This is a genomic window from Pseudarthrobacter kochi (assembly GCF_055412805.1).
In genome coordinates this window covers 1-21,012 of sequence record NZ_JBVAYV010000015.1, presented here as the reverse complement: position 1 = coordinate 21,012, position 21,012 = coordinate 1, and the positions used below count along the sequence as shown (strand labels likewise).

At 69.0% G+C, this 21,012-nt stretch carries 16 protein-coding genes and 1 pseudogene; 15 read left to right on the top strand and 2 right to left on the bottom strand.

The window, feature by feature from the left end; translation table 11 throughout:
- The first annotated feature begins 61 nt into the window (after positions 1-61).
- From ACZY0Y_RS09565 to gatB, 10 genes and pseudogenes are all read left to right on the top strand, one after another.
- A complete protein-coding gene (locus ACZY0Y_RS09565; RefSeq protein ID WP_463957644.1) occupies positions 62-4,507 on the top strand; it encodes a type VII secretion EssC family protein in 4,446 nt (1,481 codons plus the stop codon).
- Positions 4,508-4,639: 132 nt separating this feature from the next.
- Positions 4,640-6,910 carry an NAD-dependent DNA ligase LigA gene (gene ligA, locus ACZY0Y_RS09560; protein WP_463957642.1) on the top strand — a complete coding sequence of 757 codons (2,271 nt, stop codon included), beginning with the start codon at positions 4,640-4,642 and terminating at the stop codon, positions 6,908-6,910.
- Entirely contained in the window at positions 6,907-7,743 is an 837-nt protein-coding gene (locus ACZY0Y_RS09555) for an inositol monophosphatase family protein (RefSeq protein WP_463883748.1), read from the top strand. Before ligA ends, ACZY0Y_RS09555 begins: the two co-directional genes overlap by 4 nt.
- A 110-nt stretch (positions 7,744-7,853) precedes the next feature.
- Positions 7,854-8,357, top strand: a complete 504-nt coding sequence (locus ACZY0Y_RS09550) for a GNAT family N-acetyltransferase (protein ID WP_160666929.1) — start codon at positions 7,854-7,856, stop codon at positions 8,355-8,357.
- Between the two features lie 77 nt (positions 8,358-8,434).
- Positions 8,435-8,956, top strand: coding sequence for a hypothetical protein (locus ACZY0Y_RS09545; RefSeq protein ID WP_463957640.1), 522 nt, complete (start codon positions 8,435-8,437; stop codon positions 8,954-8,956).
- A gap of 245 nt (positions 8,957-9,201) precedes the next feature.
- Positions 9,202-9,585 (top strand): RidA family protein, encoded by a 384-nt coding sequence (locus tag ACZY0Y_RS09540; protein ID WP_463883745.1) that lies wholly within the window; start codon positions 9,202-9,204, stop codon positions 9,583-9,585.
- A pseudogene (locus ACZY0Y_RS09535) lies at positions 9,558-10,043 on the top strand (citrate:proton symporter); the annotation flags it as partial. The gene ACZY0Y_RS09540 and the pseudogene ACZY0Y_RS09535, both read left to right, overlap by 28 nt.
- Positions 10,044-10,201: 158 nt before the next feature.
- Positions 10,202-10,498, top strand: coding sequence for an Asp-tRNA(Asn)/Glu-tRNA(Gln) amidotransferase subunit GatC (gatC, locus tag ACZY0Y_RS09530; RefSeq protein WP_024367481.1), 297 nt, complete (start codon positions 10,202-10,204; stop codon positions 10,496-10,498).
- Between the two features lie 4 nt (positions 10,499-10,502).
- The gene (gene gatA, locus ACZY0Y_RS09525; RefSeq protein ID WP_463883743.1) at positions 10,503-12,077 is read left to right on the top strand and encodes an Asp-tRNA(Asn)/Glu-tRNA(Gln) amidotransferase subunit GatA; all 1,575 of its coding nucleotides are present in this window, start codon (positions 10,503-10,505) and stop codon (positions 12,075-12,077) included.
- Positions 12,077-13,582 (top strand): Asp-tRNA(Asn)/Glu-tRNA(Gln) amidotransferase subunit GatB, encoded by a 1,506-nt coding sequence (gene gatB / locus ACZY0Y_RS09520; protein WP_463957638.1) that lies wholly within the window; start codon positions 12,077-12,079, stop codon positions 13,580-13,582. The genes gatA and gatB overlap by 1 nt, the downstream gene beginning before the upstream one ends.
- Before the next feature lie 23 nt (positions 13,583-13,605).
- Here the strand turns inward: gatB and ACZY0Y_RS09515 are convergent, their stop codons facing one another.
- Complete coding sequence (locus ACZY0Y_RS09515; protein ID WP_463883739.1) at positions 13,606-14,511, bottom strand: LysR family transcriptional regulator; 906 nt, start codon at positions 14,509-14,511, stop codon at positions 13,606-13,608.
- A 160-nt stretch (positions 14,512-14,671) separates the two neighbouring features.
- On the opposite strand from ACZY0Y_RS09515, the gene tdh reads away from it, so the two are divergent.
- From tdh to hutI, 4 genes are all read left to right on the top strand, one after another.
- Positions 14,672-15,718: an L-threonine 3-dehydrogenase gene (tdh, locus tag ACZY0Y_RS09510; protein ID WP_463883737.1), complete on the top strand. Its 1,047-nt coding sequence runs from the start codon at positions 14,672-14,674 to the stop codon at positions 15,716-15,718.
- Positions 15,719-15,768: 50 nt separating this feature from the next.
- Positions 15,769-16,977, top strand: coding sequence for a glycine C-acetyltransferase (locus ACZY0Y_RS09505; protein ID WP_463957636.1), 1,209 nt, complete (start codon positions 15,769-15,771; stop codon positions 16,975-16,977).
- A 96-nt stretch (positions 16,978-17,073) separates the two neighbouring features.
- On the top strand, positions 17,074-18,198 hold the full coding sequence (locus ACZY0Y_RS09500) for an NAD(P)/FAD-dependent oxidoreductase (RefSeq protein WP_463957634.1): 1,125 nt from the start codon (positions 17,074-17,076) through the stop codon (positions 18,196-18,198).
- 11 nt (positions 18,199-18,209) lie between these two features.
- On the top strand, positions 18,210-19,412 hold the full coding sequence (gene hutI / locus ACZY0Y_RS09495) for an imidazolonepropionase (protein WP_463957632.1): 1,203 nt from the start codon (positions 18,210-18,212) through the stop codon (positions 19,410-19,412).
- Between the two features lie 21 nt (positions 19,413-19,433).
- On the opposite strand, the gene ACZY0Y_RS09490 is transcribed toward hutI, so the two are convergent.
- On the bottom strand, positions 19,434-20,114 hold the full coding sequence (locus ACZY0Y_RS09490) for a histidine phosphatase family protein (protein ID WP_463957630.1): 681 nt from the start codon (positions 20,112-20,114) through the stop codon (positions 19,434-19,436).
- Between the two features lie 87 nt (positions 20,115-20,201).
- Here ACZY0Y_RS09490 and ACZY0Y_RS09485 point away from each other — a divergent pair, with 87 nt between their 5' ends.
- Positions 20,202-20,957 (top strand): CPBP family intramembrane glutamic endopeptidase, encoded by a 756-nt coding sequence (locus ACZY0Y_RS09485; protein WP_463883729.1) that lies wholly within the window; start codon positions 20,202-20,204, stop codon positions 20,955-20,957.
- Positions 20,958-21,012: the final 55 nt, after the last annotated feature.

Below are 21,012 nucleotides of genomic sequence, written 5' to 3'. Positions count from 1 at the left end.
ACGCTGAAAAGCACAACGCTGAAAATCCGGCCGCCACTGACCTGAACGGAACCGACAAAGCGTGAGAATCCGACTGACGCTCCGCCGCGACCCGGCCGACGCCAAAGACCTCGCCGTCACCGTTGACGGACTCGCTACGGTGGCGGACATCGCCACCCAGCTCTGGGCCGCCGACCCCGCCCGGCGGGGGACCCCGCCGCCGTCGAACCTGTCCCTCAGCATCGAGGAAGCCTTCGCCGCCGGCGGCATGAAGGGCAGCATCCTGGACCGCACGGACAACCTGCTGGAATCCGGGCTCCGGCCCGGCTCCATCGTCTCGCTGACGCAGCTGAGCGAGCAGTTTGCGACGCCCGGCTTGAGCCGGGGACCCGCGGCGGCGACGCTGCGTGTGCTGTCCGGGCCCGACGTCGGACGCGAATTCTCGCTGCCCTCGGGCACCAGCTACATCGGCCGCGGCCGCGACGTTGATGTCCGGCTCATGGACCCCCTCACCTCCAAGCGGCACGCCCGCATCACGGTCGGCGAGACGGTCGAGATCGTGGACACGAATTCGGCCAACGGGCTGCTGATGGACGGGCTGCCGGTCACCAGGGCCATGCTGAACTCCTCGGACACCGTGGCCCTGGGCGACACGACCGTCTCCGTGGTCTCGCTCGGCACCGGGCACAGCTCCGCGCCGAGCTCCCCGCTGATCGACTTCAACCGCTCACCGCGGGTGGTGCCGCGCTTCGAGCAGCAGAAACGGATGCTCCCGGCCGGGCCCAAGCGCCAGGAGCACCATGCCTTCCCGTACATCATGATGCTCGCGCCGCTGATGATGGGCGGCATCCTGTTCGCCGTGACGCAGAACGTGCTCTCGGTCGTGTTCATGCTGATGATGCCGCTGTTCATCGTGGGCCATTACGTGGACCAGAAGCTGCAGGCCAAGCGGGAACGCAAGGAACAACTCAAGCAGTTCCGCGAGTCCATGGCCGCGTTCCGGACGGACATCACCCGGCTGCAGAACGTGGAGCGCTCGGTCCGGCTGCAGGAAGCACCCTCGGTCAGTGACACCGTGGACTCTATCTACAAGCTCGGCCCGCTGCTCTGGACCCACCGTCCCGAGCACACCGGTTTCCTGGGCCTGCGCTTCGGCCTGGGCACGGCGCCCTCGCGGATCCAGTTCGAGGAGCCCGGCAACAACGAGACCGAAGCCGAATACATGGCCGAAATCCAGGCGTGCCTGGCCCAGTTCCGGGACGTCGAAGGCGTGCCGATCGTCTCGCAGCTGCGCTCCGCCGGCTCCTTCGGCCTCGCCGGTTCCCGCGGCCTCGTCGACGACGTGGCCCGCGGCATGGTCCTGCAGCTCGTGGGGCTGCATTCGCCCGCGGAAGTGGTGGTGGCCGCCATCACCTCGGCGCAGTCGAAGGAACGCTGGGAATGGCTGCAGTGGCTCCCGCACGTCGGCTCCGGCCACAGCCCGCTCAGCGGCGACCATCTGGCCGCCGGACCCGCGGGCGGTTCGGCCCTGCTGTCCCGGCTGGAGGACCTGATTGACCAGCGGGAGGCTGCCTCCCGCACCCCGCACCCGGCCCTGCGGCCCGGCGTCGACCCGCTGAGCTCCGATCTCGCGGAGCCGCTGCTGCCCACCGTGCTGGTGGTCGTCGAGGACGACGCCCCGGTGGACCGCGGCCGGCTCACCCGGGTACTCGAGCGGGGACCGGATTCCGGGGTGCACGTGATGTGGGTGGCTTCCTCCGTGCAGCAGCTTCCGGCTGCGTGCCGGGACTTCATGGCCGTCGACGGCGAGAACGGCACCACCACCGGCCAGGTCCGGCTCGGCCGGCACACCTTCCCGGTGAGCTGCGAAAGCCTCGACGCCGGCCTCGCCGCCCAGCTGGCCCGGATGCTCACCCCGGTGGTCGACGTCGGCAAGCCGCTGGAAGACGACTCCGACCTGCCGCGCGCCGTCTCCTACGCGACCCTGATCGGCAAGGACTTCCTGGACAACCCGGCGGCCGTGGCCGAGCGGTGGACCGAAAACAACTCGGTCCGTGCCTCCGCCGTGCCCAACCGCAAGGACAACGGCACGCTCCGGGCCCTGGTCGGTTCCAAGGGCATCGAGCCGCTCTACCTCGACCTCAAGAACGAGGGCCCGCACGCCCTCGTCGGCGGCACCACCGGCGCCGGCAAGTCCGAGTTCCTGCAGTCCTGGGTGATGGGTATGGCCGCGGCCTACAGCCCGGACCGGGTCAGTTTCCTGTTTGTCGACTACAAGGGCGGCGCCGCGTTCGCGGACTGCCTGCACCTGCCGCACACTGTGGGCCTGGTCACCGACCTCTCCCCGCACCTCGTCCGCCGCGCCCTGACCTCGCTGCGGGCCGAGCTGCACCACCGGGAACGGCTGCTGAACCGGAAAAAGGCCAAGGACCTGCTGGAACTCCAGCGCGAAGCGGACCCGGAAGCTCCGCCGTACCTGATCATCATCGTCGACGAGTTCGCGGCCCTCGCCACCGAGGTGCCGGAGTTCGTCGACGGCGTGGTGGACGTCGCCGCCCGCGGCCGGTCCCTGGGCCTGCACCTGATCCTGGCCACCCAGCGGCCCGCCGGCGTGATCAAGGAAAGCCTGCGCGCCAACACCAACCTGCGCGTGGCGCTGCGGATGGCCGACGAGGACGACGCGATCGACATCCTCGGCGTGCCCACGGCGGCGTACTTCGACCCCGCCATTCCCGGACGCGGCGCCGCCAAGACCGGCCCCGGCCGGATCCAGGGCTTCCAGACCGGCTACGCCGGCGGCTGGACCACGGAGAAGCCGCAGCGGCCGCAGATCGAGATCGTCGAGATGGCCTTCGGCTCCGGCCCGGCCTGGGCCGCCCCGGCGCCCGAGACCCCGGTGAAGGAGGAAGCGGCGGGCCTGAACGACATCGCCCGGATGACCGCCAACATCATCAAGGCCGCCGACGTGCTCTCCATCGAACCTCCCCGCAAACCCTGGCTGGACGAACTCGCCACCACCTACGACTTCTCCCGGCTGCCGAACCCCCGGACGGACGAACGCCTGCTCCTCGGCGTCGCGGACGATCCCGCGCACCAGGACCAGCCCACCGTGTTCTACGAGCCGGACCGGGACGGGAACATGGCCATCTACGGCACCGGCGGCTCGGGCAAGTCCGCGGCCCTGCGCGGCATCGCGATCGCCGCCGCGGTCACGCCGCGCGGCGGGCCGGTGAACGTCTACGGCATCGACTGCGGCTCCTCGGGGCTGAAGATGCTCGACGGGCTGCCGCACGTCGGCGAGATCATTAACGGCGACGACGTCGAACGCGTCGGCCGGCTCCTGCGCTGGCTCCGCGACCTCGCCGACGACCGCGCGGCCCGCTATTCGGAAGTCCGCGCGTCGACCATCGTGGAGTACCGCACCCTGGCGGACCAGCCGGCGGAAAAGCGGATCTTCGTGCTGGTGGACGGCATGTCCGCCTTCCGTGAGGCCTACGAGTACAGCAAGCTCTCCGCGCTGTGGGACATCTTCCTGCAGCTCGCCACCGACGGCCGTCCGCTCGGCATCCACCTCGTGATCAGCGGGGACCGGCCCAACTCGGTCCCGGCGTCGCTGCTGGCCTCGATCCAGCGCCGGCTGGTGCTGCGCCTCTCCTCCGAGGACGACTACATGTCGATGGACGTGCCCAAGGATGTCCTGGGCCAGGCCTCGCCCCCGGGACGCGGCCTGCTGGGCAACCTCGAGGTGCAGCTCGCGGTGCTCGGCGGCAACTCCAACCTGGCCGTGCAGGCCCGCGAGGTCCACAAACTCAGCGAGGCCATGCTGCGCCAGGGCGTGGAACGGGCCCCGCAGATCGAGCGCCTGCCGGACCAGGTCGACCTCGACATCCTGCCCGCCGGCAGCCCGGACCTGCCCGTCATCGGCGTCGACGACGAGACGCTCCAGCCCGCCGAGATCCTGGCCAAGGGGCCGCTGCTGCTGGCAGGCCCGCCCGGGGCCGGCCGCACCGTCGCCCTGGTCACCCTGGCCTACGCGCTGCGCCGGTCCAACCCCGGCGTCGAACTGATCTACGTTGGCTCGCGGCGCTCCGCGGCGGCGTCCCTGAAGCTCTGGGACCGCTCCGTAGTGGGCGCGGACGACGTCGAGGAAACCATCGACGGGCTGGTGGACTACTCCACCGGCACGCCGGGCAAGCTCGCGATCTTCATCGAGGGCCTGACCGACTTCACCGACACGGGCGCGGAATCCGGGATCGAACGGCTCGTCACGGCCTCGATCAAGGCCGACCAGTGGGTAGTGGGCGAATCCGAGACTTCCACCTGGTCCTCGGCCTGGTCCCTCGCGCAGCCGTTCAAGTCCGGCCGCCGCGGCCTCCTGCTCAACCCGGGCGACATCGACGGCGACAGCCTGCTCAGCACCTCGCTGGGCCGGATCAGCACGGACTTCGTCCCCGGCCGCGGCTACATCGTGGGCCGCGGCAAGGTCCGCAAGCTCCAGGTCGCGCTGCCTCCGGAGAACCGGAACTAAGCACCCAGTCCCTTCCCAACTGACTGGCAGCAGGGGCCGTTTTGGACGCCCAGAACGGCCCCTGCGGCGAGTCAGTTGGGGTGGACGCCGACCGGACCGGACAATGTCTGTGATGTAGGGCAGGATAGGTCTGTGAGCACAGGGAACACTGCAGCAGCTGCCGACACACAGACGCCCTCCGAGGCCGTCCGCGAAGAGTACGAGGTCCTTGTCGAGGAGGTCCGCAAGCACCGCTTCGCGTACTACCAGGAGGACGCGCCGATCATTTCCGACGCCGAGTTCGACGAACTCTACCGGCGGCTGGAAACCATCGAGGCCATGCACCCGGAACTCGTGGCCAACGATTCCCCGACCCAGGAGGTGGGCGGCGAAGTGTCCGCCGCCTTCGCCGCCGTCGAACATCTGCAGCGTATGTACAGCCTGGAGGATGTCTTCTCCCTGGAGGAGCTGGAGGCGTGGATCGCCAAGGCCGAGGCCAACATCGCCAAACTCGGCAACGGGACGCCGTCCTGGCTCACGGAACTCAAGATCGACGGCCTCGCCGTCAACCTGCTCTACCGCGACGGTGTGCTCATCCGGGCCGCGACCCGCGGCGACGGCACCACGGGGGAGGACATCACCCACAACGTCCTGACCATCAAGGAGATCCCGCAGCAGCTCAGCGGGGCCGGCTTCCCGGCCGAGATGGAGGTCCGGGGCGAGGTCTTCATCCCGTCCAAGGCCTTCGCCGAATTCAACGAGGCACTGATCGAGGCCGGCAAGGCGCCCCTGGCCAACCCCCGCAATGCCGCCGCCGGCTCGCTGCGCCAGAAGGACCCGGCGGAAACCGCCAAGCGCCCGCTGCGGATGTACGTGCACGGCATCGGCGCCCGCGAAGGACTCGAAACCGCCAGCCAGTCCGACACCTACCGGCAGCTCGCCGAGTGGGGGCTGCCCACCAGCCCGTACTTCGAGGTCCTGCCCGGGCTGGCGGACGTGCTGGAATTCATCACCCGCTACGGCGACAAACGCCACAGCCTCAGCCACGAAATCGACGGCATCGTGGTCAAGGTCGACGCCTTCGCCACCCAGCGCGCGCTCGGCTACACCTCCCGGGTTCCGCGCTGGGCCGTCGCCTACAAGTACCCGCCGGAGGAGGTCCACACCAAGCTGCTGGACATCGCGGTCAACGTGGGCCGCACGGGCCGCGTCACCCCGTACGGCGTGATGGAACCGGTCAAGGTGGCCGGCTCCACCGTGGAGATGGCCACACTGCACAACCAGGAGGTGGTCAAGGCCAAGGGCGTCAAGATCGGCGACATCGTGGTGCTGCGCAAGGCCGGGGACGTCATCCCGGAAATCGTCGGGCCTGTCCTGGCCCTCCGCGAGCAGCAGGATCCGCCGGTCCGCGACTTCGTGATGCCCACCGAATGCCCCGCCTGCGGCACCCCGCTGGCCCCGGCGAAGGAAGGGGACGTGGACATCCGCTGCCCCAACTCCCGCTCCTGCCCGGCGCAGCTGCGCGAACGGGTGTTCCACCTCGCCGGCCGCGGCGCCTTCGACATCGAGGCCCTCGGCTGGGAAGCCGCCATCGCCCTGACCCAGCCGGCCGAGCCGGAAACCGCGCCGCTGACCACCGAAGCGAACCTGTTCCGGCTCACGCCCGAAGACCTCGCCGACGTCCGCATCCGGCGGGAAAAGCGGTCCAAGGGCGTCGCCACCGGCGAGTTCGAGCTGGTGCCGTATTTCTACAGCAAGGGCACCGCGAAGACGCCGTCCAAGCCCACGGCCACCACCGGGAAGCTGTTCCGCGAGCTGGAGAAGGCCAAGACCCAGCCGCTCTGGCGGGTCCTCGTGGCGCTGTCCATCCGGCACGTGGGCCCGCGGGCCTCCCGTGCGCTCGCGACGGCGTTCGGCAGCATGGACGCCATCCGGCAGGCCTCCGAAGAAGAGCTCGCGCACGTCGACGGCGTCGGGCCGGTGATCGCGGCCGCCCTGACCGAATGGTTCACCGAGGACTGGCACCGCGAGATCGTGGACACCTGGGCGTCCGACGGCGTCCGGATGAAGGACGAGCGCGACGAGTCCACGCCGCGGACCCTGGAGGGACTGACCATCGTGGTGACCGGCAGCCTGGAAGGCTTCAGCCGGGACGAAGCGAAGGAGGCCATCCTGGTCCGCGGCGGCAAGGCATCCGGCTCGGTCTCGAAGAAGACGGACTACGTCGTGGCGGGCGAAAACGCCGGCACCAAGCTGGACAAGGCCGAACAGCTCGGCGTGCCGGTTCTGGATGAGGACGGCTTCCGCGCGCTCCTGGCCGAAGGCCCGGCGGACGGTGCCGCGGAACCGGCCAGCGGGGACGGCGCCGGCGACGGCGCCCGTGAGGATGCCGAAGAGAACCACCAGGAAGCTGGGACCGAATGAGCCCCGATGCCCCCGACCGCCCCGCCGGCCTCCCGGCCACGCTGCTGGAACTCGCGCAGCGGGCCGCAGCGGCCGGGGCCGCGGTCCTGGCCCGCCGGAACACCGCCGAATTGGACGTCAGCAACAAAGGTGACTCCGGGGACTGGGTGACCGCCTTCGACCTCGCGGCGGAAACCGCCGTCCGGGACGTCATCACCGCGGCGCGGCCGTTCGACACCATCACCGGGGAGGAAGGCGGCACGGTCCTGCCGGCGTCGCCCAGCGGCTACCGCTGGTCCATCGACCCGCTCGACGGGACCACCAACTTCATCCGCAACATCGTCTACTACGGCACGTCGGTGGCCGTGGCCGACCCCGACGGCGTCTGGCTGGCCGGCGTCGTCAACGCCCCGGCCCTGGGCCGGAGGTACTACGCGCTCCGCGGGCAGGGCGCCTGGCTCGAGGAAGACGGCCGGGTGACACAGCTGTCCGGCCCGGTCGCCGGGCGCACGGGCCAGATCCTGGCCACGGGTTTCAGCTACGACCCCGCCGTCCGGGCCGAACAGGCGGCCGGGCTGGGCAGAATCATGGACGGCTTCGCCGACGTCCGCCGCCTCGGTTCCGCCGCCCTGGACCTCTGCCTCGTGGCGGACGGCACCCACGATGCCTACGGTGAACGGGGCCTGAACGAACACGACTTCGCCGCGGGCGCCCTGATCGCAGAAGAGGCCGGATGCTGGGTGCGCCGTCCGCGGCTGACCAGCCCGCTGGCCGGCGGACCTTCCGACGACGAACGCCTCGCGGCCTGGACCTGCGCCGGGACGCTGGAGCTCTCCGGAAAATTCCCGCTGTAGCCCAGCCGTTGCCGGCCGGCCGTTGGGCTGATGCCGGCCGTTCTGATAGTTCAGTCACGGAAACCGCAGTTCCGTGTCCTGGGCGGCGCGCCCGCCCGTAGCATGGACAGGTGCATCCCCAGATCAAGATCCGTCCAGCAGTTCCGGCCGACTACGACGCCATCGCGCGCATCACCCGGGATGCCTATCTGGCCGCGGGCTACTTTGAGAGCGCCGACCACCCGTACATGCGGCAGATCCAGGACGTGGCCCGGCGCGCCGCGCACGCCACCATCTGGGTGGCCGAACGCGCGGGACACATCGTCGGCTCGGTGACGCTGGCCGTCGCCGGCGAACCCTATGCGGACATCGCCCAGGATGACGAGCTCGAATTCCGGATGCTCGTTGTGGACCCGGCCGTCCAGCGCAGCGGCGCCGGCAAGGCCATGGTCCACGCCATCCTCGACCACGCGCGGTCGCTGCCCGGGATCAATGCCGTGGCGCTGACCACCGGTCTGACCTGGGAAAGCGCCCACGGGCTTTATCTCAAGACCGGCTTCCAGCGGGCCCCCGAGCGCGACTGGGTGGTGCCGGACACCGACATCAAACTGCTCGTCTACCGCCAGGAGCTGTAGGCGCGGAGGGCTGCCGCTTCGGTGGGGTAGGGTGTGGGTCAATCGAAACGCTCAGGCAACGGCTACCTGGAGGACCCATGGCACCGCACATCCCCGGCTCAATCGACGGGAAGCTCCTCGGCCTGTACCTCTCGGACCACCTGACCGGCTCCACCGCCGGCGTCTCCCGGATCCAGCGCATGGCCGAGGCCTTCGCCGACACCCCGGTGTCCGCCGAACTGTCCCGGGTCAGCGCGGAAATCACCAGGGAACGCGACGTGCTCCTCGGCCTGATCCGGGACCTGGGCGTGCGGCAGCGCCCGCACCGCCAGGCCGCCGCCTGGCTGGCCGAGCACGCCGGCCGGCTCAAGCTCAACGGCCGCATCGTGCGCCCGTCGCCGATGACCATGGTGCTGGAGGCCGAACTCATGCGCGCCGCGGTACTGGGAAAGCTTGGCGGCTGGCAGACCCTGGAAGAGCTGGCACCCGAGCTCGGGCTCGACCCGGCCACGTTCACCGCGCTCGCGGACGACGCCCGTTCCCAGATTGAGGCCCTCAGCCGCGTCCACGAGTACGCCCGCACCAACGCCTTCCGCAAGAACCGGGACATCGGCAGCTGACGGGGAACACCCTTATCCTGTGCCGTGCCGTGATCGTCCGGGGGCACTTTGGCCGCAATTTTCGACGTTGGCGCCTTAACTGACGGCGTGTCCGCGCCAATGTGCCCCCGGAACGCCGTCGGCCCCGGCGGGGGTGCAACCCGGCAGGAACCCAGCCACGCGACATATTTCCGCGCGGTTACCGGCAGCGCCTCGCGCCGCCCTAAAGTGGTGCCGACTCCAGCCACACTGCGAAAGGCACCTCCATGCGCAAAACATTCGGCACCGGTTCCGTCTGGGAACAGAAGGTCGGCTACTCCCGGGCGGTCCAGGTGGACAACACGCTCTATATCTCCGCCACCGCCGCCAGCGGCGAGGACGGCGTGGTCGGTGCGGACTTTTACACCCAGACCCGCTACATCCTGGACAAACTCGGCGCCGTCCTGGCCGACGCCGGCTTCGACTACGCGGACGTGGTCCAGTCCAAGCTGTACCTCACGGACATCAGCCAGTGGGAGGAAGCCGGACGCGCCCACGGCGAAGTCTTCGGTGAGATCCGCCCCAGCCTGGCCCTGGTCCATGTGCTGCCGTTCCTGGATCCCAAGATGCTGGTCGAGATCGAACTCGTCGCCCACAAGAGCGCCGGCTAACAGCAACCCTGACGGTTGCCGTCATGGTCACGCTCGTCGCCAACATCATTCCGCTCCCGTTCGTCTTTATGGTGGGCTCCGCCATCGCCCTGCTGGTCAACTTCCCGAAGGTCAAGGACCAGGGCGCCCAGCTCATCGCCCACGCCCCGTCGATCGTTGCCGTCGTCAGCATGGTCATGGCCGCTGCAGTCCTCACCGGCGTCCTTAACGGCACCGGCATGGTCAAGGCGATGTCCGAATGGCTCGTCGCCATCATCCCCGCGGACATGACCCGCGCCTCGATCACCGGCCAGCCCTTCCACCTGCAGAGCCCGCTGGTACCCGCGATCCTGCTCCTGGTCTCCCTCGCGAAGGTGGACCTGGGCGACCACCACAAAAAGGTCCTTTGGCGCACGGCCGTCATCTCCCTGGTCATGCTCGCCACCGGAGTGCTCACGGGAGCCATCGCCATCGGCTGACACCCGCCATCAGCAACGCGGGGTCACCTACGGCCCATTCCGGACCTCCGGATGGGCCGTAGGTGACCCCGCGTTGTTTGGCATGGTGCCGGGAAGTAACAGCATGCGAACCCACGTAGACTGGGACGGAAAATAATCCGAACTTGCAGGGGAGATCCATGGCTGCGATCAATCGCGACGACGTCGCGCATCTCGCGCGTCTCGCGCACATCGAGATGAGTGCTGAAGAGCTCGACAGGATGGCCGGCGAACTCGCCGTCATCGTCGAATCAGTGAAATCCGTCAGTGAAGCCGCCGGTGACGACGTCCCGGCCACGTCCCACCCGATCCCGCTGACAAATGTGTTCCGCGAGGACGTTGTGGGCCACACTTTCACCGCCGAGCAGGCACTCTCCGGCGCCCCCGACGCATACGAAGGCCGCTTCAAGGTCCCGGCAATCCTGGATGAGGGCTAAGAACATGACTGAGAACAACGAACTGATCCGCTCCTCTGCCGCAGCCCTCGCCGGCAAGCTCGCCGCCCGCGAGGTCTCCGCCGTCGAGGTCACCCAGGCCCACCTGGACCGCATCGCCGCCGTCGACGGGAAGGTCCACGCCTTCCTGCACGTCAACACGGACGAGGCGCTCGCCGTCGCCGCCGAGGTGGACGCGATCCGCGCCGCCGGCGGCGCCGCTGCCGAAGAGCTTCACGCCCTCGCCGGTGTGCCGATCGCCGTCAAGGACCTGATCGTCACCGTCGGCCAGCCCACCACGGCCGGCTCGAAGATCCTCGAAGGCTGGCACAGCCCCTACGACGCCACCGTGGTCAAGCGCCTGCGCGCCGCGAAGATGCCGATCCTGGGCAAGACCAACCTGGACGAATTCGCGATGGGCTCCTCCACCGAGCACTCCGCCTTCGGCCCCACCCACAACCCCTGGGACCTCGACCGGATCCCCGGCGGCTCCGGCGGCGGTTCCGCCGCCGCCGTCGCGGCCTTCGAAGCCCCGCTGGCGCTCGGCACCGACACCGGCGGCTCGATCCGCCAGCCCGGCGCCGTCACCGGCACCGTCGGCGTAAAGCCCACCTACGGCGGAGTGTCCCGCTACGGCGCGATCGCCATGGCCTCCTCGCTGGACCAGATCGGCCCGGTCTCCCGCACCGTGCTGGACTCCGCCCTGCTGCACCAGGTCATCGGCGGCCACGACCCGCACGACTCCACGTCGCTGCAGGACCCGATGGAGGACCTTGTGGCGGCCGCGTCGATCGGCAACGTGCGCGGCATGAAGATCGGCATCATCAAGGAACTCCACGGCGAGGGCTACCAGGCCGGCGTCGAGAACCGCTTCAACGAATCCCTCGAGCTGCTCAAGGGCGCCGGCGCGGAAATCGTTGAGGTTTCCTGCCCCAACTTCAAGTACGCCCTGGGCGCCTACTACCTGATCATGCCGTCCGAGGCCTCCTCGAACCTGGCCAAGTTCGACGGCGTCCGGTACGGCCTGCGGGTCCTGCCCGAAGACGGCCCGATGACGATCGAACGCGTTATGGGCGCCACCCGCGCCGCCGGCTTCGGCGACGAGGTCAAGCGCCGCATCATCCTGGGCACCTACGCGCTGAGCGCCGGCTACTACGACGCCTACTACGGCTCGGCCCAGAAGGTGCGCACCCTGATCCAGCGCGACTTCGACGCCGCGTTCGCCAAGGCCGACGTGCTGATCTCCCCGACGGCGCCCACCACGGCGTTCAAGCTCGGCGAGAAGCTCAACGACCCGCTGGCGATGTACCTCAACGACGTTGCCACCATCCCCGCCAACATGGCCGGCGTGCCCGGGCTGTCCCTGCCCGGCGGCCTGGCCGACGAGGACGGGCTGCCGGTCGGCGTCCAGCTGCTGGCCCCGGCCCGCCAGGACGCCCGGCTTTACCGCGTCGGTGCGGTGCTCGAATCCCTGCTCGAGGCACAGTGGGGCGGCCCGCTGCTGGACAAGGCTCCTTCCCTGACTGATCCTGCACCGGCAGTTGCTGCTGGCGCCCCCGCGAGCCACGGAGGTTCCCACTAATGACTGACGCAACCCTCAGCTTCGAAGAGGCGATGGAGAAGTACGATCCCGTCCTGGGCTTCGAGGTCCACGTGGAACTCAACACCAGGACGAAAATGTTCTCCTCCGCGCCGAACGTCTTCGGCGACGAGCCCAACACCAACGTCAACGAGGTGGACTTGGGGCTCCCCGGCGTCCTGCCCGTCGTGAACAAGACCGCGATCGAGTCCTCGATCAAGATCGGCCTGGCGCTCAACTGCACGATCGCCGAGACCTGTCGCTTCGCCCGGAAGAACTACTTCTACCCGGACACCCCGAAGAACTTCCAGACCTCCCAGTACGACGAGCCCATCGCGTACGACGGCTACCTGGACATCGAGCTCTCCGACGGCACCATCTTCCGCGTCGAAATCGAACGTGCGCACATGGAGGAGGACGCCGGAAAGCTGACCCACATGGGCGGCGCCACCGGCCGCATCCAGGGCGCGGACTACTCCCTCGTGGACTACAACCGCTCCGGCGTGCCGCTCGTGGAGATCGTCACCAAGCCGATCGAGGGCGCCGGCAGCCGCGCGCCCGAGCTCGCCAAGGCCTACGTCGCCGCCGTCCGTGAGATCGTCAAGAACCTTGGCGTCTCGGACGCGAAGATGGAACGCGGCAACGTCCGCTGCGACGCCAACGTCTCGCTCCGCCCGCACGGCCGCGAACGGTTCGGCATCCGCTCCGAGACGAAGAACGTCAACTCGCTGCGCGCCGTCGAACACGCCGTCCGCTACGAGATCCAGCGGCACGCCGCCGTGCTGGACTCCGGCGAGCCGGTCGTCCAGGAAACCCGTCACTGGCACGAGGACACCCGCACCACGACCTCGGGCCGGCCCAAGTCCGACGCCGATGACTACCGCTACTTCCCGGAGCCGGACCTCGTGCCGATCGTCGCCTCACGCGAATGGGTCGAGGAGCTCCGGGCCACGCTGCCCGAGCCGCCGGCCGCCCGCCGCAAGCGCCTTCAGGCCGACTGGGGCTACTCCGACCTGGAGTTCCGCGACGTCGTCAACGCCGGCGTCATGGACGAGATCGAGGAAACCATCGCCGCCGGCGCCACCGCCACGGTGGCCCGCAAGTGGTGGATGGGCGAGATCGTCGGACGCGCCAAGAACGCCGACGTCGACCCCGGCCAGCTCGGCGTCGCACCGGCCACCATCGTGGAACTGAACCAGATGGTCGAGGACGGCAAGATCAACAACAAGATGGCCACCGAGGTCCTCGACGGCGTGCTCGCCGGCGAAGGCACCCCGGCGGAAATCGTCGAAAAGCGCGGCCTCGCCGTAGTCTCCGACGACGGCCCCCTGCTCGAAGCCATCGACGCGGCCCTCGCCGCGCAGCCCGGCGTCGCGGACAAGATCCGCGGCGGCAAGCTCCAGGCGATCGGCGCGATCGTCGGCAGCGTGATGAAGGCCACCCGCGGCCAGGCCGACGCCGGCCGTGTCAAGGAGCTGATCCTGGAGCGCCTCGGCGTCGAAGGCTAGGCCCCTGCTGCGAGCTACTTGGGCTAACGCACCAGTTCGGTCATGATGGTCTGCAGTGCTTCGCAGACCATCATGACCGATCTGCGTTTAAGGTTCTCGGGACGGGCCAGGACATCGATCCGACGCCGGGTGCTGATGCCCTCGAGCGGCCGCAGCACAATGCCCGGGTTCAGCACCGGCCGCGCCGTGTACCGCGGCAGCAGCCCGATCACACTCCCGGTCGCCACGAGCGCCGCCACCGTGGAGTAATCGTTGATCCGGTGGACGATGTTCAGTTCCCGGCTGGAGACGGCGGCGACGGCGGAGAGCACGTCCGCGGGGGAGTAACCGGTGCGGCTGGTCACCCAGGGTTCGCCGACGACGTCGTCCGCCGTCACCGCCCGCTGGGCGGCCAGCCGGTGCCCGGCCGGCAGCGCGACGTCCAGCGGCTCATGCGCCAGCGGGATCACCGCGACCCGCTCCTGGGGCCAGCGCGGGCTGTGGTCCATCCGGTGCGCGAGCACCAGGTCATACCGGGCCGTCAGCGCCGGGAAGTCCTGCTGCGCCACGTCCTCGTCCGTGAGCAGGATCCGCGGCTGCCCCGGCGCGGACAGCAGCCGGGCCAGCGGCGCGAACAACGCCTGCCCCGCGCTGTGGAAACCGCTCAGCGTCACCGGCGCCACCGGGGAGCCGTGGTAGGCGCCGATCGCCGTCCGGGCATCGGCCATGGCGCTCACGACGGCGGCCCCGGCGTCCGCGAGCACCTGCCCGGCCTCGGTCAGGACCAGGTTCCGGCCCTCCTTGCGGGTCAGCGGAACCTCCACGGATTTCTGCAGGGCGGCCAGCTGCTGGGATACCGCCGACGGCGTGACGAGCAGGGTTTCCGCGACGGCCTTGACGCTCCCGAGCGCCCCGAGTTCGCGGAGCACCTCCAGCTGGTGGATTTCCATGCCACCCAGTCTATGCGCAAGTAAAAGCTAAATCGTCGATTGAGAAAAATCCGGTTGTGCTAATGCTTTGCAGCGGCTCTAATGGGGGTGAGTTGACCCACACAGCTGTCCCAGGCAGCGGACCACACGTGCTTGATGGATGGCACAGTTAGGAAGGCCCATGAAGGCTCTCTACAAGGCCGGCGCCCACGCAGGCTTCGAGCTGGTTGACCGTCCCGAGCCGGAAACCGGCCCCGGCGATGTCAAGATCCGCGTCATGACTACCGGCATCTGCGGCACCGACCTGCATATCCAGTCCTGGGACGCCTGGGCGCAGGGCATCATCAACGCCCCGCTGATCGCCGGCCACGAGTTCTACGGCGAAGTCGTCGAGACCGGCGAGGACGTCCTGGATGTCAAGGTCGGGGACCGCGTCTCCGGCGAAGGCCACGTTGTCTGCGGCATCTGCCGCAACTGCCGCGCCGGCCGCAAGCAGATGTGCATCAACACCGTCAGCGTCGGCGTCCAGCGCGACGGCGCGTTCGCCGAGTACGTTCTCATCCCCGAAACTAACGTCTGGGTGCACCAGGACCCCTCCGTGACGCCGGAACTTGGCGCCATCTTCGACCCCTTCGGCAACGCCGTCCACACCGCGCTCAGCTTCCCCCTGGTCGGCGAGGACGTGCTGATCACCGGTGCCGGGCCCATCGGACTGATGGCGATCGCCGTCGCCCGCCACGCCGGCGCCCGCAAGATCGCCATCACCGACGTCTCCGCGCCGCGGCTGGAACTGGCCCGGGCCCTCGGCGTCGACCTCGCGATCGACGTCTCGAAGATGCGCGTCAAGGACGCCCAGCGCGAGCTGGGCATGCGCGAGGGATTCGACATCGGCATGGAAATGTCGGGACACCCCACGGCGCTGCCTGAGATGATCGACAACATGAACCACGGCGGCAGGATTGCGATGCTGGGACTGCCCAGCCAGTCCATCGACATCGACTGGGGCAAAGTGGTCACGCATATGCTGACCATGAAGGGCATCTACGGGCGCGAAATGTTCGAGACCTGGTACGCCATGAGCGCCATGCTGTCCTCCAACCCGGTCCTGCGCGCCAACATCTCCGCCGTCGTCACGGACACCCTTCCCGCCACCGACTGGGAAAAGGGCTTCGAGATCGCCCGCGCCGGCGTGGGCGGCAAGGTGGTCCTGGACTGGACCTGCTTCTAACCCGCCACCGTTTCGGCCCACCGACCCCACCAGCTGAGGAGCCCAACCAAATGTATTCAGCCATCAAGGACCAGCTGCAGCACGAACTGGACGAGATCCGCAGCGCCGGACTGTTCAAGACCGAGCGGCACATTGACTCGCCCCAGGCCAACCACATCAAGGCCGGCCAGATCGGCGGGTCCAGCGCGGACGTGCTGAATTTCTGCGCCAACAACTACCTGGGCCTCGCGGACCACCCGGAGATCATCGCCGCCGCCAAGTCCGCGATGGACGAGCGTGGCTTCGGGATGGCCAGCGTCCGGTTCATCTGTGGCACCCAGGACCTGCACCTGGCGCTGGAGGCACGCGTCTCGAAATTCCTCGGCACCGAGGACACCATCCTGTTCTCCAGCTGCTTCGACGCCAACGGCGGTGTGTTCGAATCGCTCTTCGGCCCGGAAGACGCCGTCATCTCCGATGCGCTGAACCACGCCTCGATCATCGACGGCATCCGGCTTTGCAAGGCCCAGCGCTTCCGCTACGCCAACCAGGACATGGCGGACCTCGAAGCCAAGCTGATCGAGGCCAGCACGCAGGAGAACCCGGCCCGGCGCAAGATCATCGTCACCGACGGCGTCTTCTCGATGGACGGCTTCCTTGCCCCGCTCGAGGCGATCTGCGACCTCGCCGAAAAGTACGACGCCATGGTCATGGTCGACGACTCGCATGCCGTTGGCTTTATGGGCGCCAGCGGTGCCGGCACCCCGGAGCACGCCGGCGTTTCAGACCGTGTGGACATCTACACCGGCACCTTCGGCAAGGCCCTGGGCGGTGCCTCCGGCGGCTACGTCTCCGGCCGCCGCGAAGTCGTCGCCATGCTCCGCCAGAAGGCCCGCCCGTACCTGTTCTCCAACTCGTTGGCCCCGGCCATCGTCGCGGCCACGCTGAAGGCCCTGGACCTCGTGGAGAACTCCGGCGAACTGCGCAGCAAGCTCTTCGCCAACGCCGGGCTGTTCCGGAGCCGCATGAGCGAGGAAGGCTTTGAGCTGCTCCCGGGCGAGCACGCGATCGTCCCGGTCATGTTCGGCGACGCCGTGATGGCCGCCAAGGTGGCGGACGCCATGCTGCACAACGGCGTCTTCGTTACGGCGTTCAGCTACCCGGTGGTGCCCAAGGGCGCGGCCCGGATCCGCGTCCAGCTCTCCGCCGCGCACAGCGCCGGGGACGTCGAGGCGTGCGTGCAGGCCTTCGTGCGCAGCCGAGCCGCCGTCGCCGGTTAGGACCGGCGGCCAACCGGAGCTTCACCGGCTGAGCAGATCCGAGGTTGCGGCGCCACAAGGGGCGCCGCAACCTCATCCGTCTGCAAGGATGGAACCATGTCAGCTAATTACGATGTCGTGATTGTCGGCGGCGGTATCGCCGGCTTGTCCCTTGCCTCAGCCCTTGCCGGGAAATGCAGGGTCGCGCTGGTCGAAGCCGAGCAGACCCTGGCGTACCACACCTCGGCACGCTCAGCCCGGCAGCTGATCCCCAGCTACGGGCCGCCCGCGGTCCAGGAACTCACCCTCCGCACCCTCGAACTGATCGCCGCCCAGGACGCCGCCCGGCCGGAACCGGTGCTCTCGCCGCGCAGCTTCATGTTGATCGGCGACGACGCCACCGTGCGGGAGCAGGCCAGCGGGCACATGCGGCCGATCACCCATGCCGAGGCCCTGGAACTCTGCCCGGCCCTGCTCCCGGACTCCTTCGCCGCCGCGGGCCTGGACACCGGCTCCTTCGCCTGCAATGCACCCCTGCTCCTCGAGGACCACCGCCGGCGCGCCGAAGCCGGCGGCGTGGACATCATCACCGGCGCCCGGGTCCACTCGGCCCAGCGCCTGGGCTCCGGCTGGGAACTCGGCGCCGGGCAGGAAGGCTTCCAGGCCGCCGTCGTGGTCAATGCAGCCGGCGCCTGGGCCGACGAACTGGCCGTGCTCAGTGGCGTCGAGAAGGTCCAGCTGCAGCCGTACCGGCGCACCGCGGCGATTGTCGACGTCGAGCACCCCCTCCCTGAGTCCAGCCCCATGGTGGCCGCCGCCGACGACTCCTTCTACTTCCGGCGCGACGACGGACAGGTCCTGATTTCGCCATCGGAACACGAACCGAGCGGGCCCGAGGACGCGCGGCCCCACCCGGGGGACATCGAAGCGCTCATCGCCCGGCTCAACACCCTGACCACCCTCGGCATCCGCGGTGTCCGCCAGGCCTGGACGGGGCTGCGGACCGAAGCGGCCGACGGTGTCCCGGTGGTGGGGTTCGACGCCGAAGCCCCCGGATTCTTCTGGCTCGCCGGCCAGGGCGGCTACGGCTTCCAGACCTCCTCCGGCATCGCCGAACTCGCCGCCGGGCTCATACTCGCGGGCCGGGGCGCCGGGCCCGCCGCGGGCGCAGACACCGCCGCCGGTCCGGCATCCCGGACAGCGGAGGCCCTGGCGGCGACGCGCTGGTCCATCCGGCGCTGAAGAATGGACTCATGAGCACCCTGATCACCAACGTTGCCGAGCTGATGACCCAGGACCTGGACCACCGGGTCCTCAAAGACGCGGCCGTGGTGATCGAGGGCGAACGGATCGCCTGGCTGGGGCAGGCGGGGGACGCCCCGGCCGCCGATGAGGCCGTCGACGCGGGCGGCCGCGCCCTGCTGCCCGGCTGGGTCGATTCGCACACCCACCTCATCTTCGCCGGCGACCGGACGGCCGAATTCGAGGCCCGGATGGCGGGGGAGGGCTACAGTGCCGGCGGGATCGCGGTGACCACCGGCGCCACCCGGACCACCAGCGACTTCGACCTCACCCGGCTGGCGATGGGCCGCGTGGCAGAGGCCGTCTCGCAGGGCACCACGTACCTCGAAACCAAGACCGGCTACGGCCTGGATGTTGAGAACGAGGCCCGCAGCGCCCGGATCGCCTCGACCGTCGTCGACGAGGTCACGTACCTCGGCGCGCACCTTGTGCCCGCGGGGATGGACGCCGAGGAGTATACGGAGCTGGTGTGCGGCCCCATGCTGGCCGCCGTCAGGCCGTTTGTGCGCTGGGCCGATGTCTTCTGCGAGCGCGGTGCCTTCACCGAGGACCAGTCCCGGCGCGTGCTCCAGGCCTGCCGGGACGCCGGACTGGGCCTGCGGTTGCACGGCAACCAGCTCGGCGAGGGCCCCGGCGTAAAGCTCGCCGTGGAATTCGGCGCCGCCAGCGTGGACCACGTCAACTACCTGTCCGTTGCCGACGTCGATGCCCTCGCGGCCAGCTGGTCCGGCTGGGACGGCGGCGCCGGACGCGGCACGGTGGCGACGTGCCTGCCGGCCTGCGATCTGTCCACCCGCCAGCCGCTGGCACCGGGCCGGGAACTGCTCGACGCCGGCGTGCAGCTCGCACTGGCGTCCAACTGCAACCCCGGCACCTCCTACACCAGCTCGATGGCGTTCTGTGTCACCACCGCCGTGCTCCAGATGAGCCTCAGCGTCCACGAGGCCGTGCGCGCCGCAACGTACGGCGGTGCCCTGGCCCTCGGCCGGGAGTCCGGCAACGACGCCGACGGCGAACGCGCGGTCGGTTCGATCGCCGTCGGACACCGCGCGGACCTGCACCTGCTCAACGCCCCGTCCGCCACCCACCTGGCCTACCGGCCCGGCATTCCGATGACCCACGCCGTCTGGCGGGCCGGTGTCCGCGCCCGCTGACGCCGGAATGAAGCGCGGCCGCTAGAAGAACATCGGCGGGGCGTCCAGGACAGTCTCGTCGACGCGGCGGGCCTCCCACTGGCTGAACGCCTTGTCGAGCTCGTACTTGCCGTCCGCGGAACGGTACAGGGTGCGGACCTCGGCGTTGTCCGGGTTGTTGAGTGACTCGAAGTACTCCACCGACCAGTGGAACCAGCGCATGCAGAACAGCCGCATGGTGAGCCCGTGGGTCACGAACAGCGCGTTGGGGGCGTAGCTCGGCTTCGACCAGTGCCGGTACAGGGTTTCCATAAAGGAGGAGATCCGGTCATAGACGTCGGAGCCGGACTCGCCTTCGCGGAAGCGGTAGAAGAAGTGGCCGTAGGCGTTGCGGAGCTCCTTCTGGTCCTCAATCTCCCCGGCGATCTGGAAATTCGCCCAGTCCTGCTCCCGCAGCCGCGGCTCCTCGATCACCCGCTCCACCAGCGGGCCGAGATTGAGCGCCTCGAGGGTCTGGTAGGCACGCAGGTAAGGGGAGACGTACACACAGACGGGCTTGCCGTCCAGCAGCCGCCGGACCTCGTCACCGGCTGCCCGGGCCTGTTCGACGCCGAGCCCGGTCAGCGGGATCCGGTAATCGGGCACCCGGTTGTAGATCGAGGTGTCGGCATTGGCGGCGGACTGGCCATGCCGGATCATGATGATTTTCCCGGGCGCACTCATAAACCCCAAGCATAGGCCCGGGCGGCCGGCAGCCCCGGTAACGCCCGGTTTCAGGCAACTACCGGAAAGTACAGGCAAGATAGGAACATGTTGGTTCCCTCCCGCCGTCGGCTGCGGACAGAAGTGTGGATTGTCCTGGGTCTGTCACTGGGGCAGTCGGCCGTCTACTCGGTGGTGCAGCTGCTGGACAAAATGACGAAGGCGCCGCTGGCCCAGGGGACCTCCACCCTGAACCGCTCGCAAAGCCCCCGCGAGTACTTTGACCTCACCTACCAGCTGCTGGACATCTTCTTCGCCCTCGTGCCTGTGGCACTGGTGATCTACTTCCTCTCCGAGCACCGCACCGCGGCCGCGGCGTGTGGCAAGCTGGGCTTCAATTTCGCCCGGCCCGGCAAGGACCTGCTGCAGGGAGTGGGCCTCGCGGCGCTGATCGGAATCCCGTCGCTGGGCCTTTATGCGGCTGGCCGGGCGCTGGGGATTACGACGGCGATCATCCCCAGTGCGCTCGACTCCTACTGGTGGACGGTGCCGGTGCTGATCCTCTCCGCGATCCGGCACGGGATCGTGGAGGAAGTGATCGTGGTGGGCTACCTGCTGGACCGGCTCCCCAAGCTGGGCTGGGCCATGCCCGTTGCCATCTTCGCCAGCTCGATGCTGCGCGGCAGCTACCACCTGTACCAGGGGTTCGGGCCGTTCGTCGGCAACGCCATCATGGGTGTGATTTTCGCGCTGGTCTATCTCCGGACCCGCCGCGTGATGCCGCTGGTGATCGCCCATGCCGTACTGGACATCGTGGCGTTCGTCGGCTTCAGCCTCTTCGGCAAGGCCATCGGCCTCGGCTGAGCGTGCCAAACCAACGCGGGGTCACTTAGCGCCCGTCCGGAGCCTCCGGACGGGC